A 17,227-nucleotide genomic window follows, 5' to 3' on the forward strand; every position below is an offset into this window, starting at 1 on the left:
TTATGAAAGTGGTAGCGATACACAGTCAGAAAGGCGGCGTGGGTAAAACCTCCACGGCCATTCATCTGGCGCATCAGGCCAGTGAGTACGGTTTTGAAACACTCTTGATCGATCTCGATCCGCAGGCATCGGCCAGTTATTTTCTCTCCGGTGGTGAATCCAAAGGCTTGAAAGCGCGCGACTGGTTGCGCACCAGTGTCGACTGGAACGACTTTATTGAAGCCTCGCGTTACTCCGGCGTTTATTTGCTGCCGGCGCGCAAAAGCCTGCGCAAACTCGATCGGCTGATGACCGACGAAGCCTCAGAAAAACACCTCAAGCGGTTATTGCGTTCGCTGAAATCCCAATACGATCTGGTGCTGATCGATTGCCCGCCCGGCATCAATACGGTGATCGAACAGGCGTATCGTGCTGCGCATCGAATTCTGGTGCCGTTAACGCCGACACCGTTGTGTTTTGAAAGTTATCAACATGTACTGGAGTTTGCCGACGACAACGCCATCAGCGCCGATAAGCTGATGCCGTTTTTCAATAGAGTGAACAGCCGGCTGGCCTTGCATCAGCAATCGATCGATGGGTTTTCCGAGCGTTTTGATGCGCCGACACCCTTGTCGATTCGCGCCACCACTGAGGTGGAAAAGATGGCGCTGGAGCGTCGCGCTGTGGCGGAAATCAAACCACGACATCCCATCGTGCGTGATATTCAATCGCTGTGGAAAACCCTGATGCGTGAGCTCGATCTGCATCATTGAACGCCAGCCTCAGGCATCGAGCCGTGGTTCGTTTATCGGCCGGTGCTTTCTGGCTGCCAGGTGGGAAATTCAGCCGCGTGACGTTCAATCCATTCGCGCGCGGCCTGGTCTCTGTTGAGCGTGCGTCCTTCCGTGCGCTGCACTTTCTCGCGATATTCCTCGATGCGGCAAAGCTGCTCAACCATGCGCACCGAGAACGCATCCTGATCGCTATGAAAGCAAACGCCGATCAAATAGTGCTCATCCTGAACATGACACCAGACCACCTGACCATCGATCTCAAACGGCGGTTCTTCGATGTCGATGCTCAAACGTAAGGTCTGACCCGGCGTCAAGGCGCGATCACTGCAAAAGCTGAGGCCACCACAGCTGAAGTTTTTCAGGCGGGCGCCTGGGTTCTGCGTATCGGCTGCCTGGACTGTTAACGGCACGTCGGTCGGATGGCGAATGTACTGACGCAAAGAAACCTCCTGTCGGGCGCTGGATCGGCACCGTTCCATATCATCAGTATAGTCAAAGGTGCGCATCTGTCCGCCTCTGAGAACACTGACTTTCAGCGCATTCACAGTGCCGGGCTAAGCTGATGCAGTGAACGACTCAGACACAACGACTAAGGTGACGCCGATGGTGTTCAAATGGGAAACAGTCGCTGATGTATCCGGCAAGGTGGCTATTGTGACCGGCGCCAATGCCGGACTGGGTTTAGAGACCACGCGCCTGCTGGCGGCTAAAGGCATGACGGTGATCATGGCCTGTCGCAACGCCGACAAAGCCGAAGCCGCCCGGGCGCAGCTGCTGAGTGCGCAGCCACAAGCAAAGCTTCATGTGTTACCGCTGGATGTCAGCCGGCTGTCGTCAGTGCATGAATTCGCTGCGCTGTTTTTAGCTCAATACGGTCAGCTCGATGTGCTGATCAACAATGCCGGGGTGATGTTTCCGCCCTTCGAGCTGACCGAAGACGGCTTTGAGTTACAGATGGCGACCAATTATTTCGGCCACTTCCTGCTCACCGGTCTCTTGCTGCCAAGGCTGGAATCGACGCCGGGTGCGCGGGTGGTGACACTCAGTTCAATCGCGCATCGACGCGGCTTTATTGATCTGAACGATCTCAACAGTCGCCAGCGTTATTCGCGGGTAGCCGCCTATGCTCAAAGCAAACTGGCGTGTTTGATGTTTAGCTTCGAGTTGCAGCGCCGTTTGCAGTCAGCGGGTTATCAGACCATTTCGGTCGCAGCACACCCCGGTGTTTCCAATACCGAGTTGTCACGCTACTTACCGGCCTGGTTGATGCGCATAGTGGGGCCGGTGTTTTTGCAAAGCGCTCAGGCCGGCGCCCAGCCCACACTCTATGCGGCGCTGGGCGATGACATCAGGGGTGGCGATTTCACCGGGCCAAGAGGCTTTCGTGAATTGCGTGGCCGGGCGGTAAAAGTGGATTGTGCGCGCCGAGCGCGCAATGCTGAGGTTGCCCGTCAGCTGTGGCAACAAAGCGAACAGTTAACGGGCTTGCAGTGGTTGTCTGAACAACAGTCTGACCAGGGTTAACCCAGCAGCGGCCGAGTGACTTTGTATAGCTCGCGGTAACGCGCCAGTTGGGTATCCAGATAAGCCGCACGGTTGGCGTTCGGCTGGCAGGTTTCCATCAGCTTGGGCTGGGTGAAAACCTGTGACCACTCGGCTTTGCTGTCGGCCAATTGTGCCAGACGCGCCGCGCCCAAAGCCGGGCCGACATCGCCGCCGTCGCGGGCATGGGTGGGGATTTTCAACGCATCGGCCAGCAACTGACGCCAAAACGCCGAACGGCTGCCACCACCAATCAGGTTCATATCCGCCGGTTTTACACCCGCGGCGTGCAGCGCATGCAGACCATCGACCTGGGCAAAGGTAACGCCTTCGAGCACCGCCAGCGTCAGATCGACGGCATCGGTATTGACCGACAAACCCAAAAACTGACCGCGCGCACCCGGATCGTTGTGCGGCGTGCGTTCACCACTTAAATAAGGCAGGAAGGTCAGACTGGTTTCGGTGCGGCCGCTGTCTTCCACCGCCGCGATCAGATCGGGCACCGAACGACCGGTAATGCGGCCCAGCCAGGCCAGACATTCGGCGGCGCACAGATTCACGCTCATCTGATGCCAGCGGCCGGGCAGGGCGTGACAGAACGCATGCACCGTTTGTTCAGGCGCGGCACGATGGCCGTCGCTGACAGTAAAGACCACACCGGAAGTGCCCAGGCTGAGCATCGACTGGCCCGGTTCAATCAAACCCACGCCCAAAGCGCCGCCGGCGTTATCGCTGGCGCCGGCAACCACTGGCACCTGCGGCAGACCGGTGGCCGCGCTGGCGGCGGCACTGACAACGCCAGTCACATCCGGACCTTCATAAAGGCGCGGCATATGGGCTTCGGTCAAGCCGGTGACGAACAGCAGTTGATCGTCCCAGCGGCGTTCGGCCGGGTTCAGCCAGGAAGTGCCGGCGGCATCGGACATGTCGGAGGCGAATTCACCGGTCAGGCGGTAGCGCAGGTAATCCTTGGGCAGCAGCACCTTGTCGATGCGCTTAAAGGCTTCGGGTTCGTTTTCCGCAACCCACAATACCTTGGGTGCGGTAAAGCCGGGCATCGCCAGGTTGCCGCTGCGCTCGCGGAAATCGGGCAGGCGTTCTTCCAGCTCGGTGCACTGTTTGCCGCTGCGGCCATCGTTCCACAGCATGCACGGGCGAATAACCTCGCCTTGGGCATCGATCAGGGTCGCGCCGTGCATCTGGCCGGACAGACCAACCGAGCGCACCGCACTCAGATCCTGTTCTTTAGCCAGCATGGCGCAAGCGGCTTGCATGGCTTGCCACCAGTCTTCCGGTGCCTGTTCCGACCAACCGGGCTGCGGCTGGCTGACGGTTAAAGGTGCGGTTGCCTGGGCGACCAACTGGCCGTTTTCATTGAGCAGGATGGCCTTCAGGCCCGAGGTTCCAAGATCGATACCGAGATACATAGCTGTGCCCGTTTTTTATTAAATTTGTCAGTCGAAAAATAATCCGGGAGGGGCACCGAGATGTCAAAAACTTTTATCTCCGCGCTTCTGTTGCGTGACTGAGTTGCGGTAGTCTCGTCGGCTGTTTGTCAGGCTGTTGAGCAATCCATGTCCGAGTCCGCCATTCCCAAACCACCATCACGATCCTTGCCCGAACTGGTTGCCGGCTTTGCGTTACTGACCTGTTTGACGGCCCTATCGCTCGATGCCATCTTGCCCGGCCTGCCGGCCATCGAAGCGCAGTTTGGCGTTAGCACCACCGACACTCAGTTGGTGGTGTCGATGCTGGTGTTGGGCATGGTTTTCGGCGAACTGACCTTTGGTCCGCTGGCCGATGCTTACGGTCGCAAGCCAGCCATCATGACCGGTCTGGGCATCTTTATGGTTGGCACCCTGATCGCCACTCTGGCAACCAGCCTGCCGATGCTGCTGGCCGGGCGAATTATTCAGGGCATCGGTGTGGCCGGACCGAAAATCGGCACCCGGGCGCTGATTCGCGATCAGTTTTCCGGCGATGCCATGGCGCGAATTTTTTCTTTTGTAGTGATGCTGATCATCCTGGTGCCGATGGTGGCACCGGCATACGGTCAGTTGGTTTTGGCTGTCGGTAACTGGCGCGGCATCTTTATTTCCTACGCCGTTCTGGCGGCAATCGGTGCGACCTGGTTGCTGCTGCGGCAACCGGAAACCCTCAGTCAGGAGCGACGCATTCCACTGTCGCTTGGCAAACTTGCCGCCAATACCGGGCTGATCGTGCGCCACCCCAAAGTCATGGCATACACCGGTGTGGCCGGCTTGATCTTCGGTTGCCAGGTCACCTATTTGAGCACCGCCCAGGCGATTTTCAGCGACCTTTATAATGCCGGTGCGAGCTTTGCAATTTACTTCGCCATTCTGGCTTCCGGCATCGGGCTGGCATCCTTCACCAATGGCCGACTGGTGATGAAACTCGGTATGCAGCGCCAGACCATCACCGCTCTGGTCGGCATGATCGTGCTGTCGATTTTGTTGTTATTGGCGTCTTGGTCAGGCGATGGTTACCCATCACTACTGACGTTTTTAGCATTGGGTTTTGGCTTGTTTTTCTGCGTCGGTTTGCTGTTCGGCAACATCAATGCGCTGGCGATGGAATGGCTGGGTCGGGTGGCGGGTTTGGGCGCGTCGGTGATTGCTTCTGTGTCCAGTTTGATTTCTGTCTGCGTGGCGCTGCTGGTCGGACAGTTTTACAACCAAACACTCTATTCGTTGGCGCTGGGTTTTCTCGGCTGTGCGCTATTGGCACTGGTTTTGGTGTTATTGGCCAAAGGCGTTTCGGCGGACGCAGTGTGATTGGCCATAAAACGGCATAAAATGACTTCTGTCCGCTTGATGCCGGTGCAATCAGCCGCACTAACAGGCTTCCTTAAAAAACGTTATTGCACTGAGGCAAGAGTGATCAAACTGGCGAGCTTTACCCTGTTGACCGAAACACCCATTGAACCGAGCTTTAACTACCTGTCCGACATGACCAACTTCGGCGACTGGTTTCCCGAAGTCATCCGTATCGTCGAAAAAGATTCCGCTGAAATCGGCCCTGGTAAAACCTGGCTCGAAGACGTCAAGGTGCCCGGCAAAGGCATTCAGCCGGTGTCGGTTTCGGTGGTGGACTATGAGCCCGCTCACATCTTTACCACCGAAGGTGACCTCGACGGCATTCAGCCGCGCATGGAAATTCGGCTGTCGATTGCGCCCAGCGGCCGGACCAAAATCGACTGGGCATTTTACAGCCGCAACACTCGTTGGACGTTCCGATTGCTGGCACCTCTGTTGCGCACTGTGATGGGCAAGCGGGCTCGTCAGGCTCAGCGTCAGTTGCAATACAAGTTGACTGCGATGCGAGCAAGCGCTGACTAGGGGTGCCTGAAGCATTTTTAGGCTTGAGGAAATTCGCAAAAAGTGAGAGGTTGATCACAAAGTGATCGGCATGTGTTGAAGATCAATCAACAACGCAGATCCATAAACCATAGGAGCAGGGCACAGGATCGTACTGCTCCTGGGTGCAAGCTAAGCGCTTGATCCAAACCGCACAAAGGCTTCAGGGAGGCGGCACCATGAATTTCAGCACCAGTCCCGACGACCAGACCTTCCGACAGCAAATGGAAAGCTGCACTTTCCCGGCGGCCGACTTCAACCACCGCGCCCATCTACGCTTGGCTTACGTCTACCTTTGCGAAAGCGACCCAGATACCGCCACCAACCAGATGCGTGACACCCTCAACCAATTCCTTATTCGCAACAAAGTCGACCCCGCGAAATTCCATGAGACGCTGACAAAAGCCTGGATATTGGCAGTGAAACATTTTATGGACAGAGCTGGCAGCGCGATGTCTGCGGACGATTTGATTGATCGTTACCCGCAGATGCTGGATACCCAAATCATGCTGACGCATTATTCGGCGGAACGGTTGTTTTCTGAGGAGGCTAGGAAGAGGTTTTTGGAGCCGGATGTTGAGGGGATCTGAGCTTTAAGTCTTTAGGTCAATAGTATTTGTTTTGGCGTTGGTTCTTTTTAATAAATTCTTATTAAAGCTGGAAGTGGAATTTCAAGTGGATATTCATTGGAGTTCTTTAATTATTTCAGTGTTGGTTCTTGGTCACTTTGTACTGTGTGGTGAGATTGGATTGTTTTTCTAAGGAATTATATTGGTGGTTTAAATGATTTACTTCTTACAGCCAATTATTAATAACAATAATAACTATAAAATTACAATCGATGCCGAAAGATATAGTGATCTGGTGAATTCTAAGAATTGCCTCTTGGAGGCAATTCAGCTTGAAGAGAAGATGCGTTGTTTATTAGAGAATTATAAAGAATATGAGTCGTATTTACTTCGGTCCGCTCTGACTAACTTGATTGGGGAAGTGCGAGATTTTCACGATTTCCAGAATAAAAGGAGTGAAGTAAATAGGCATATTTTTAATTTTATGGCAACTGCGCGAGCCTATCTTGATCATGGTGATCATCATATTAAGAAGCTGTTGGGGGTGGGGAATGATGCGTTTTTCTCGAAAGAGAAATCTAAACAATACGATGCCAGTTTTGCTTACCGAGTGATGGAGGCGCTAAGGAATTATACGCAACATCGAGGTTTTCCGATTCATATGATCTCATTTAAACATTCCAGAGAAGAATTGGATGTTGATAATCCAGGGGTCGGGGTGACAATATCACCAAAAATGAGTGTGAATGAGTTTCTAAGAGATCCAAAATTTAAAAGAGCAGTTGCCAATGAAATGATGAATCATGGGGATGCCATTTCTCTGACACCGTTGGTGAGAGATTATGTCTCTCAGCTTACAAGCATTCATCGGATTGTTCAGGAATATACTGAAGGTGTTGTGGGCTTGGCTTGTAAGAAAATAGAAGAAGCACTTAGTCAGGTGAAAAAAATATTCGAGTTAGACTCAATAAACCCTGGGATTTATGTGACTGCAGAAAGGTATGACCATGAGCAGGCTCAGGAAGAGGAGTTCACTTTAATACCTGAGTTTGAGGTTCGATATCGGCTATTGAAAGCTGCAAATAAGGAAATTAATAATTTAAGGTACAGGTATGTTACTGGCAGAGCTTCAAGTTAGATATTTCCGTGCCAGTTATATTAATGAACTGGCACGGACGGAAAATGTTATAGAATTTTGTTTATTCCTAGTCGAATGAATAGAAAGAAATAAGTGATAGGCCAAAGCAAGAAAAACCTCAGTTTACTAGAGGTCACATTTTCGAGAGTGTTGTATACAGGATGCCATTCAATGATTTTCCTAAGAACTGACCGATTGAGGTAAACGCCTGTAGCAAAGTAAAAGAAGAATGCGATTGTTCCAAATGGACTAGAAATGTATGTGTTTGAAAGTACCAACAATACTATGAAGATACTTAAGCAGACAGCCCAATGAAGAAACGCGACGCGTAAGCGCATCACTTGTTGTGTGCTATTAGTTTCCAGTGAGTCCATTAGATTTTCCCTTTTTAAAAAAACGTTGCAAACCACTATATTGATGAAATTTTTTTGGCGTTGCTAATGGTCAATATTTCTCTAGTTTTAGGATGCAAACACAACCCCGTTTCTGCGTTTGGTTATGTGAGGAGTCTTTTTAAACTAAAGATACATAAAAAAAAAGAGTCAGGCTCCTGAAAGCGGACAGATATTACACCCGCATCTCAATCCCACACTCACTCATCACCGCTTTAGCCTCGCCAATACTGTACTCCCCAAAGTGGAAAATACTCGCGGCTAACACCGCATCGGCGTGACCTTCCAAAACGCCGTCGGCCAGGTGTTGCAGGTTGCCGACACCGCCGCTGGCGATAACCGGCACACGCACGGCGTCGGCCACGGCGCGGGTCAGTTCGATGTCGAATCCGGTTTTAACGCCGTCGCGATCCATCGAGGTTAATAAGATTTCGCCGGCGCCGTAGTCGTCCATTTTTTTCGCCCATTCGACGGCGTCGATACCGGTGGCGTTACGGCCGCCGTGGGTGAAAATTTCCCAGTGGTCGCCGACTTTTTTCGCATCGATGGCGACGACGATGCACTGGGCGCCGAAGCGTTGTGACGCCTCGCGTACGAAGTCGGGGTTTTTAATGGCGGCGCTGTTGATCGACACTTTATCAGCACCGGCGTTGAGCATGGTGCGAATGTCGTCGAGCGTGCGAATGCCACCGCCAACGGTGAGCGGAATAAACACCTGACCGGCGATGGCGCTGACGGTGTCGACCATGGTGTCGCGGCCTTCGTGGGTGGCGGTGATGTCGAGCATGGTGATCTCGTCGGCGCCCTGGTCGTTGTAGCGTTTGGCGACTTCCACCGGGTCGCCGGCGTCGCGGATGTTGACGAAATTAACGCCTTTGACGACGCGACCGGCGTCGACATCCAGACAAGGAATAATCCGCTTCGCCAAGCCCATCTCAGTTCGCTCCTGTCTGTTCGTCGCAGTAAGCCTGAGCCGCGCGCACATCGAGTTTGCCTTCGTAAATGGCGCGGCCGGTAATGGCGCCGAGCAAACCCTGGTCGGCCACGGTGCACAGCCGTTCGATATCGTGGATGTCGGTCACACCGCCGCTGGCGATGACTGGAATGCCGCCGGCCTGGGCGACTTCCACTGTGGCTTCGAGGTTAACGCCCTGCATCATGCCGTCGCGCGCGATGTCGGTATAGACGATGGCGGACACACCAGCGTCGGCGAAATCACGCGCTAAATCGGTGGCTTTCACCTGGCTGACATCGGCCCAGCCTTCGGTGGCAACGAGGCCATCTTTGGCGTCGATGCCGACGATAATTTTGCCCGGAAACGCGGCGCAGGCTTCGCGTACAAAAGCCGGGTCTTTAACCGCGGCGGTGCCGATGATGCACCAGCTGACGCCGGCTTCGACGTAGGCTTCGATGATGTCGATAGTGCGAATGCCGCCGCCAATCTGAATCGGTAATTGGGGGTAACGACGCGAAATCGCAGCGACGACTTCGGCGTGCATCGGCTTGCCTTCAAAGGCGCCATTGAGGTCGACCAGATGCAGTCGGCGGCAGCCGGCATCCACCCAGCGACCGGCCATTTCCACCGGGTCGGAACCGAAGACGGTGGCGTCTTCCATGCGGCCTTGTTGCAGGCGCACGCACTGGCCGTCTTTTAAATCAATGGCGGGGATGATCAGCATCGGTACTCCTCATTGCTGTGCCTGGCAGCTGTTATGGCTGGCCGTTCCAGCGGACAAAATTTTCCAATAAGGTCAGGCCAGCGGGAAAACTTTTTTCCGGGTGGCACTGGGTGGCGAAGATATTGTCGCGATAAATCATCGCCGCGAAGGTTGCATCGTATTCGCAGCTGGCGGCGGTGTATTCCGGGTGCGCATCGGCGTAATAGGAATGCACAAAATAAAAGCGATCGCCGCTGTTGATGCCGGCTAATAAGGGATGGTCGACTTTCAGTTCGACGTTGTTCCAGCCCATGTGCGGCACTTTCATCGGCAGGCCGTGCTCGTCCACAGCGCCGTCGCGAAAACGGCGCACTTCGCCGTCGAAATAGTTCAGACAATCGATGCCGTTATTTTCCAGGCTGTGCGCCATTAACGCCTGCATACCGACACAAACACCGAGCAGGGGTTTGCCGTCGCGCACGGCTTCGTCGACTAATAAATCGACGCCCTGACGACGAATTTCCGCCATGCAATCGCGAATGGCGCCGACGCCGGGCAGTAGAATACGGTCGGCTTCACGAATGCGTTCGGGGTTGTCGGTGACTTCGATATGAACGTTAGCGGGTGCAACGTGTTCCAGTGCCTTGGCCACCGAATGCAGGTTGCCCATGCCATAGTCGATCACGGTCAGCAGTGTGGCGCTCACGTTGTCCTCATCATTCAAAAAGTGGTGTTAGCCGGGCCTGGCACCCGGCTGTTTGCGGTTGGCTCAGAGCACACCCTTGGTCGAAGGTGTGACGCCCGCCATGCGTTCGTCGGCCGACAGCGCCATGCGCAGTGCCCGACCGAAGGCTTTAAAGACGGTCTCCACCTGGTGGTGGGAGTTGGCGCCTTTAAGGTTGTCGATGTGCAACGACACCTGAGCGTGGTTGACGAAACCCTGGAAGAATTCGCGGAACAGATCGACGTCGAAACCACCGACGCTGGCGCGGGTAAAAGGCACCTCGTAGAACAGACCCGGGCGACCGGAGAAGTCGATCACCACGCGTGACAGCGCTTCATCGAGCGGCACATAGGCGTGGCCGTAACGGGTGATGCCTTTCTTGTCGCCTACCGCCTTGGCCATGGCCTGGCCTAGGGTGATGCCGATGTCTTCGGCGCTGTGGTGGTCGTCGATGTGGTTGTCGCCCTGGCACAGAATGTCCAGATCGATTAGGCCGTGGCGGGCAATCTGATCCATCATATGTTCGAGGAAGGGCATGCCGGTATCGAATTTGGCCTGGCCTTCGCCATCCAGATTAAGGCTGACACGGATGCGCGTCTCGGTGGTGTTGCGTTCGATCGTCGCCTGGCGACTCATAGGACACTCTCGAAATTACATTTTGGGTCGACGGGAGCGGGCAAATCAGCGCCCGCTTGCGAGGCGCCAGTATATCGGTATGCTGCGCGCCAAACCACCCATGGAGGCCGTTATGCCGGTCACTGCACAGTCATTGGCTCAACCCACCGAACGCGATCTGGCCGAACTTGAACGCCTGGCGTCTGAGCAGAGCGGTTGCGCCTCCTATAGCCGCGCCTGGCAAAGCTGGCTGGCCGATCCAGCCTCGGTGGAGCTCGTCGTTGCCCGCTTTAACGAGCGCATCGTTGCTGTGGCTTTGTTGCAGGCTGAGGTCATTGTTGGCTTTGCAGTACGGGCGGCGACTCGCGGTCGCGGTGTGGGCCAGCGCCTGCTGACGCTGTTGTTGGCCGACGCCGACTATGGCGTAGCCGCTGAGCTGAACGCTGAGGCGCGCGGTTTTATCGAACGCTATCGTCCAGCGCCGCGTTAAAAGGCACCACCACGGCTTGGTTTTTGCCCTGGCTTTTGGCCGCATACATGGCCTGATCGGCCTGGTTCAAAAGCGCATCGACAGAGCGCGGCACGGTGTCGCGATCCAGTTCAATAATGCCGACCGAACAGCCCAAACGGCGTTCGCTGGGTAACTTCAATGACTGGCCGGTAAAGCGCTTCAGCGTCTGTTGGACGGCCTTGGTGGTGCCGAATTGTTTCAGCAGCCGGCGACAGAATTGCGCCACCTGTTCGCCGGTCTGGCCGGGAAAGAGAATGACGAATTCATCGCCGCCCAGACGCGCCACCAGATCTTCGGCACGGCTGTGGTCATCGAGCGATTTGGCAAACCCCTGCAACACCTGATCGCCCAGGTTATGGCCGTAGTGGTCGTTCAGGTATTTGAAATTATCCAGATCGAGAAACGCCAGGCAGAAACGATAATTCGAGTGCCGTCGGGTGCGCGATAACTCTTCTTCCAAGCGCGGGTAAAGTGCCTGGCGGTTGATCAGTCCGGTCAGCATGTCGGTGGACGACAAATACTGCAGCTCGCGTTCGTGCATCAGTCGTTGAATGGCGGCGGCCAATTGCGCCGCCAGCATGGCGGTGGTGCGCAACACTGATTCTTCAAAACCCTGAGGGTCACGCGTCATCAACACCAGGTCGCCAAAGTCGTGCTTGGGCAGGCTGATCGAGTTGATGTAGAGCGCGCCGGTTTCAAAGCCTTCCATATCCAGATCGCGCAAATTCAGCAGCACCCGTCCACGGGTCAGCTTGTGCATCGCCAGGACCTGATGCAGCCGCTCGGCGCTGATGTCATCCAGGCCGTGGCTGTGAAAAGTGGGCGACATATAAGCCTGAGGCCGCAGTTCGATGGCGACGTAATCGCAGTCGAGGTGAGCGCTGAGCTGGCGGACCAGGGTTTCGGTCAGCCGGCCGGCGTCGGTGGCGGCATTGGCCTGAGCACTCAGATGCGACAGCAAGCGCGTATCACGCACCCGCTGTTGCAGCTTTTCCACCTCGCCTTCCAGTTCTGCCGAGCGCAGCAGCGACACCACATCAACCGGTCGGCTCGACAACGCATTGGCCGAGCTGATGTCATGATTCAGCCAGGTCAGCTGTTGGCTGGGTTCGCCACGCGCATGGCGCACGATATCGACCAGATAGGCCGGTATTTCCAGCTCGGTTTCGAGCTGGGCGTTCAGTCGTTCGGTCAACAGGGCTTGGGCGGCGCTGTCGTTCTCGGCGCGCGCGAAATACAGCGACAGGCACGAATGCAGCAATTCACCCTTGGCGCTGAGGTTGTGATGGCGATGGTCAATCTCATGCAGGGTGCGTTGCGCCAGCACACTGTTGCCCTGATAAAAACGACACAGCGCCTGGTGCAACAATAAATCGTCGAGGGTGTGATAGGGCAGGCTGCGGAAGCCGCGGCTGCGACACAAGCGAATGGCGGTGCCGAGCAGGCGGTCGCACTCCGGCAGGTTTGCGCCGACAAAATACGCCCAGGCCAGGTTGTTCAGGGTGATCGCCACCTGATGATAGTTGGTGGTTTGTTGCAGTCGTTGCAGCGCCGCCTGAAAGGTATCGCGCGCGGCGGCCAGTTCGTTCTGGTTCAGCCGTAACCAGCCCAGGGCACTGAGCAATGGTACATCGTGGCTGGGTGAGTCGAGTGTTTCGGCCAGATGCAGCGCCAGATACAAACAACGCAGCGCCCGGTTGTGACGGCCGACGCGTGACGCCAGGGTCGCCATCGAATGCAGTATCTTGATCGCCGCGACCTTGTTGTTCAGCCGGCGGGCCCATCCCAGGCTGCCGACCAGAGCTTTGCGCAAATAAGTCAGTTCACTCGGGCTCAGGCTCGATGCCCAACTGACCTGAGCAAAGCGAAAGGCGTACAGGAAATCGTCGTTGCGCTCCATCGGCAGCAAGGCTTCCAGCCGATGCTGGCTGGTCTCTGGCAAGCGCCGATGTTCCTGACCATAGAGCAGGGCTTGCAGCAGCAACCATTGGCGTTCGCGCAGCAGCCAATCGGCGTTTTGCCGCTCGACACTTTGCAGCGCCGATTGAGCGTGTTTGATCATCTGCCAGGCATCGCCCAGTCGATATTTGTGCAGACCGCACCAGGCCAGCCGCAGATAAGCATCGAACTGCCACAGCGCATCACCTTCCTGACGCGCCAGTTCGAGCAACTCGTTGAGCGCCGTGATGGCACCGTTGTAACGGTCGCTGTAGAACAACGCCTCGGCTTCGAGCAGCAGTAAATCGTAGCGGTGATCGTTGACCAGAATGATCTGGCGTTCGTCCAGCATCTGGTTGATCTGGTCACACAGCGCCAGCGTTTCTTCGTGACACAGCAAGGCGTGGTTTTGCAGTGCCTGTTGAATCAGGGTGGGAATGCTCTCGCTCTTGATCGGGTCGAGCAGCGGCCAGTTGGGCAGGCTGCTGTTGCTCGGCGGCAGGTCGATCAACCAGCCCGCCTGGCTGACGGCATGGCCCGGCGGTGCTTCCAGGGCGATGCTGTCGACCAGCGGTAATTGGTCGGCATCGTTGGCGACCAGGATCATCACCTTAGCGGCCAGCGTTGGTCGTTGTCGGCCAAGCCATTGTTGCAGCGATGTACTCGCCCAGTGACCACCGGTTAACGCAATCAACACCGGGCGCTCGGTGGTGAGCGCCGCCAGCAGCCGCACCAGGTCGTCACCCATACTTAAGGATTGTTGAATAACGTGGTCTTTGAGCAACAAAGGTGGGCGCCGCAGGTAGTGATCGACCAGTAACTGGCGCCAAATGGTGCGATTGGGTGGGTAAATGTTGAGTTCGGCAAACCAACTGTCCAGATCGGACGGACCGCGTTCGCTGTACAGGCGCGACACCACATCCAGCAGCGGGTAATAGCCATAAAAAGCGGCATCCGGACCGAGTTGATAATGAAAGCGACGCGGCGTCGGGTTGGGATGGAAACCATTCACCAGGCTGCCCAGGCTGGCACCGTTGGCATCAGCAAACAGCAAGATTTGTCCCTGCCCGCGGGCACTGAGTTGCCAGGCATTATCCAGCAGTCTGAGCGGGTACTTCTGATCCATCTGGCACACCGGTCGCGGATTGACGTTCGAGTATAAACGAAAGCCAGTAAGTTCGAACTTCGAGCAGTCCTCAGTTAATTCAAACCGAATTGCACTATTTTGGTTCGCATATTTACCGATAAGAGCACTTTTGGTGCACTATAATTTTGAGAAGCCCCGAAATCGTGCATTAAATCCCTGCGTTCAATGGCCTGCTTCTTGCGTACAGCTGCCTGCGGCTCGCGAGCGCACTTGGATCCACAGGAATTTTTTTGTGCCAGACACCGATTTTTTTCGCCAGTTGGTGGATCACCAGTTCACCGCTGTCATCCAGCTGGACGACAAGCTGATTGTTGAACACGTCAACCCGTCGGCGGAGTTATTGCTTATCCGTTCGGGCAAGCAGGTGCTCGGCCAGCCCTTCTATGCACTCTTTGTGAACCCGACTGAGATTCGGGAAGTGCTGATGTCGGCGGTTGATGAAGGTACCACCTTGTCGGTGCGCTCGGCGCAGTGGCAGTTGGTGCACCGCGAAGCCATGACGCTCGATTTCATGGTGACGCCCTATATGGAAGACGAGCAGTTACACCTGATCGTCGAGATGTTGCCGGCCGATCGTGCCATGCGTATCAGCCGCGATGAGGGATTGATCGAACAGACCGAAACCACTCGCCATCTGGTGCGTGGTGTGGCGCATGAAATCAAAAATCCCTTGGGCGGTATTCGCGGCGCGGCGCAATTGCTGGCCAGTGAATTGCCCGATGCCTCCTTGCAGGAATACACCCAGGTGATCATTGAGGAGGCCGACCGGCTGCGCAATTTGGTGGATCGGATGTTGGGCAGTCATCAGGTGCCGAACAAGATGCCGGTCAATATTCACCAGATTGCCGAGCGCGTCTATTCGCTGCTGAACGTGGAAAGTGGCGACCGGATTGAACTGGTGCGTGATTACGACCCCAGCATTCCGGATATGGAAGCCGACGAAGCGCAGCTGATACAGGCGGTGTTGAACATTGCCCGCAACGCCCTGCAGGCGCTGCTGGAAAACGACATCGTTAAGCCGACCATTACCTTGCGCACACGCACGGTGCGGCAATTCACCATCCGTCAGCATCGTTATCGACTGGTGGTGCGGCTGGATGTGCTGGACAACGGTCCGGGCATTCCGCCGGAAATGTTGGAGAAGATTTTTTACCCGATGATTTCGGGACGGCCATCGGGCACTGGGCTGGGACTGTCCATCGCCCAGCAGATTATCAATTATCACGCGGGCGTTATTGAGTGCGATTCAGTACCGGGTTCGACTCGTTTTAGCGTCTATTTACCTTTGGAGGGGCTCAATGAGCAGTCTTAATCGCGTCTGGATCGTCGACGATGATCGGTCGATTCGCTGGGTACTGGAGCGAGCCTTTGAAAAGCAGGGCATCGACAGCCGCAGCTTTGAAACCGGTGAAGCGCTGCTGCGCAAGATCGACCAGGATCCGCCCGATGCCATCATCAGCGACGTGCGCATGGAAGGCATCGACGGTCTGGAGCTGCTCAGCCGCATTCACGATCATCATCCTCAGGTGCCGGTCATCATCATGACCGCCCATTCCGACCTGGACAGCGCCGTGGCGTCTTTCCAGGGCGGCGCTTTCGAATATCTGCCCAAGCCGTTTGATGTCGAAGAAGCCGTTTCCCTGGTCGAGCGTGCCATCGAGCACACCCGCCAAAAGCAGGCGTCGGCCGAGCCAGCGCCGGCCTTAGGTAACACCGAAATCATCGGTGAAGCGCCGGCGATGCAGGAAGTGTTTCGCGCCATCGGCCGGCTGTCGCAATCGAATATTACGGTGTTGATCAACGGCGAATCGGGCACCGGTAAAGAACTGGTGGCGCACGCGCTGCATCGTCACAGCCCGCGTCGCGACAGCCCCTTTATCGCCTTGAACATGGCCGCCATCCCGCGCGATTTGATGGAATCGGAATTGTTCGGTCATGAAAAAGGCGCCTTTACCGGCGCGCAGGGCCAGCGTCGGGGTCGCTTCGAACAGGCCGACGGCGGCACGCTCTTCCTCGATGAAATCGGCGATATGCCGTCCGAAACCCAAACTCGTTTGTTGCGTGTGCTGGCCGATGGCGAGTTCTACCGAGTCGGTGGTCACACCGCCGTGAAAGTCGATGTGCGCATCATCGCGGCGACGCACCAGAATCTGGAAAACCTGGTTAAAGAAGGCCGTTTCCGAGAAGACTTATTCCACCGCCTGAATGTCATCCGTATCCATCTGCCGCGTCTGGCCGATCGTCGTGAAGACATTCCGCGCCTGCTCGAATTCTTCCTGCATAAAGCCGCCGAAGAGCTGGATGTGGAGCCGAAATCCCTGCGTCCGGAAACCGAAACCTATTTGAGCCGCCTCGATTGGCCGGGCAACGTCCGCCAGTTGGAAAACACCTGCCGCTGGATCACCGTGATGGCCTCCGGTCGTGAAGTGCTGGTCTCAGACCTGCCGCCGGAACTGCTTGATGAAACCCAGGCGCCGGTGGCCAGCGAAAACTGGGAACAGGCGCTGCGCAACTGGGCCGATCGTGAACTGGCGCGCGGCGAACGCCGTTTGCTCGATAACGCCGTGCCCAGTTTCGAACGCATCATGATCGAAACTGCACTCAAGCATACCGCCGGCCGCCGTCGCGATGCCGCCGAACTGCTCGGCTGGGGCCGCAATACACTGACCCGCAAGATCAAAGAACTGGACATGGAGATGGAAGCGCCGGTCGAAGAAGACGACTGAGCACTGGTTACATCTAGGAACGCCTCCAGTGGCATGCACTCTTGCTGGGAATGCACTGGAGGCCAGCCCGCCAAGGCCGTAGAATAGGGCGCCTTTCTTACCGCCTTTATAGCCCTG

16 protein-coding genes are annotated in these 17,227 nt (G+C 56.0%); 9 read left to right on the plus strand and 7 right to left on the minus strand.

Features of this window, described 5'->3' with window-relative positions; translation table 11 throughout:
- Positions 1-2: 2 nt before the first annotated feature.
- On the plus strand, positions 3-752 hold the full coding sequence (locus ABMA60_RS06030) for a ParA family protein (RefSeq protein ID WP_392800141.1): 750 nt from the start codon (positions 3-5) through the stop codon (positions 750-752).
- 32 nt (positions 753-784) lie between these two features.
- On the opposite strand, the gene ABMA60_RS06035 is transcribed toward ABMA60_RS06030, so the two are convergent.
- Positions 785-1,213 carry a PilZ domain-containing protein gene (locus tag ABMA60_RS06035; protein WP_392800144.1) on the minus strand — a complete coding sequence of 143 codons (429 nt, stop codon included), beginning with the start codon at positions 1,211-1,213 and terminating at the stop codon, positions 785-787.
- A 163-nt stretch (positions 1,214-1,376) separates the two neighbouring features.
- On the opposite strand from ABMA60_RS06035, the gene ABMA60_RS06040 reads away from it, so the two are divergent.
- Positions 1,377-2,297, plus strand: a complete 921-nt coding sequence (locus ABMA60_RS06040) for an oxidoreductase (protein WP_392800147.1) — start codon at positions 1,377-1,379, stop codon at positions 2,295-2,297.
- Here ABMA60_RS06040 and xylB read toward each other — a convergent pair.
- Positions 2,294-3,742: a xylulokinase gene (gene xylB, locus ABMA60_RS06045; protein ID WP_392800150.1), complete on the minus strand. Its 1,449-nt coding sequence runs from the start codon at positions 3,740-3,742 to the stop codon at positions 2,294-2,296. The two genes, ABMA60_RS06040 and xylB, sit on opposite strands and share 4 nt — an antisense overlap.
- Positions 3,743-3,889: 147 nt before the next feature.
- On the opposite strand from xylB, the gene ABMA60_RS06050 reads away from it, so the two are divergent.
- The 4 genes from ABMA60_RS06050 (at position 3,890) to ABMA60_RS06065 (ending at position 7,399) form a co-directional block, all read left to right on the plus strand.
- Positions 3,890-5,110 carry a multidrug effflux MFS transporter gene (locus tag ABMA60_RS06050; protein WP_392800153.1) on the plus strand — a complete coding sequence of 407 codons (1,221 nt, stop codon included), beginning with the start codon at positions 3,890-3,892 and terminating at the stop codon, positions 5,108-5,110.
- Positions 5,111-5,212: 102 nt separating this feature from the next.
- Complete coding sequence (locus ABMA60_RS06055; RefSeq protein WP_392800156.1) at positions 5,213-5,674, plus strand: SRPBCC family protein; 462 nt, start codon at positions 5,213-5,215, stop codon at positions 5,672-5,674.
- A 197-nt stretch (positions 5,675-5,871) separates the two neighbouring features.
- The gene (locus ABMA60_RS06060) at positions 5,872-6,282 is read left to right on the plus strand and encodes a hypothetical protein (RefSeq protein ID WP_392800159.1); all 411 of its coding nucleotides are present in this window, start codon (positions 5,872-5,874) and stop codon (positions 6,280-6,282) included.
- A 193-nt stretch (positions 6,283-6,475) separates the two neighbouring features.
- On the plus strand, positions 6,476-7,399 hold the full coding sequence (locus ABMA60_RS06065; protein WP_392800161.1) for a hypothetical protein: 924 nt from the start codon (positions 6,476-6,478) through the stop codon (positions 7,397-7,399).
- Between the two features lie 567 nt (positions 7,400-7,966).
- Here the strand turns inward: ABMA60_RS06065 and hisF are convergent.
- The 4 genes from hisF to hisB all read right to left on the minus strand — a co-directional run bounded on the left by hisF (position 7,967) and on the right by hisB (position 10,809).
- Positions 7,967-8,725, minus strand: a complete 759-nt coding sequence (hisF, locus tag ABMA60_RS06070) for an imidazole glycerol phosphate synthase subunit HisF (protein WP_392800164.1) — start codon at positions 8,723-8,725, stop codon at positions 7,967-7,969.
- A gap of 1 nt (position 8,726) precedes the next feature.
- Positions 8,727-9,470: a 1-(5-phosphoribosyl)-5-[(5-phosphoribosylamino)methylideneamino]imidazole-4-carboxamide isomerase gene (hisA, locus tag ABMA60_RS06075; RefSeq protein WP_392800167.1), complete on the minus strand. Its 744-nt coding sequence runs from the start codon at positions 9,468-9,470 to the stop codon at positions 8,727-8,729.
- A gap of 31 nt (positions 9,471-9,501) precedes the next feature.
- Positions 9,502-10,119, minus strand: coding sequence for an imidazole glycerol phosphate synthase subunit HisH (gene hisH / locus ABMA60_RS06080; RefSeq protein ID WP_392800422.1), 618 nt, complete (start codon positions 10,117-10,119; stop codon positions 9,502-9,504).
- A 99-nt stretch (positions 10,120-10,218) separates the two neighbouring features.
- A complete protein-coding gene (gene hisB / locus ABMA60_RS06085; protein ID WP_392800169.1) occupies positions 10,219-10,809 on the minus strand; it encodes an imidazoleglycerol-phosphate dehydratase HisB in 591 nt (196 codons plus the stop codon).
- Positions 10,810-10,921: 112 nt separating this feature from the next.
- Here hisB and ABMA60_RS06090 point away from each other — a divergent pair, with 112 nt between their 5' ends.
- Positions 10,922-11,278: an acetyl-CoA sensor PanZ family protein gene (locus ABMA60_RS06090; RefSeq protein WP_392800172.1), complete on the plus strand. Its 357-nt coding sequence runs from the start codon at positions 10,922-10,924 to the stop codon at positions 11,276-11,278.
- On the opposite strand, the gene ABMA60_RS06095 is transcribed toward ABMA60_RS06090, so the two are convergent.
- Positions 11,247-14,363: a diguanylate cyclase domain-containing protein gene (locus ABMA60_RS06095; protein ID WP_392800176.1), complete on the minus strand. Its 3,117-nt coding sequence runs from the start codon at positions 14,361-14,363 to the stop codon at positions 11,247-11,249. The genes ABMA60_RS06090 and ABMA60_RS06095 overlap by 32 nt on opposite strands.
- Positions 14,364-14,616: 253 nt before the next feature.
- Between ABMA60_RS06095 and glnL the strand changes: the two genes are divergently transcribed.
- The gene (glnL, locus tag ABMA60_RS06100; protein ID WP_392800179.1) at positions 14,617-15,696 is read left to right on the plus strand and encodes a nitrogen regulation protein NR(II); all 1,080 of its coding nucleotides are present in this window, start codon (positions 14,617-14,619) and stop codon (positions 15,694-15,696) included.
- Positions 15,683-17,110, plus strand: coding sequence for a nitrogen regulation protein NR(I) (ntrC, locus tag ABMA60_RS06105; protein WP_392800181.1), 1,428 nt, complete (start codon positions 15,683-15,685; stop codon positions 17,108-17,110). Before glnL ends, ntrC begins: the two co-directional genes overlap by 14 nt.
- The last annotated feature ends 117 nt before the right edge of the window (positions 17,111-17,227 follow it).

The organism is Saccharospirillum sp. HFRX-2, assembly GCF_043196805.1.
Classification (GTDB): domain Bacteria; phylum Pseudomonadota; class Gammaproteobacteria; order Pseudomonadales; family Natronospirillaceae; genus Saccharospirillum.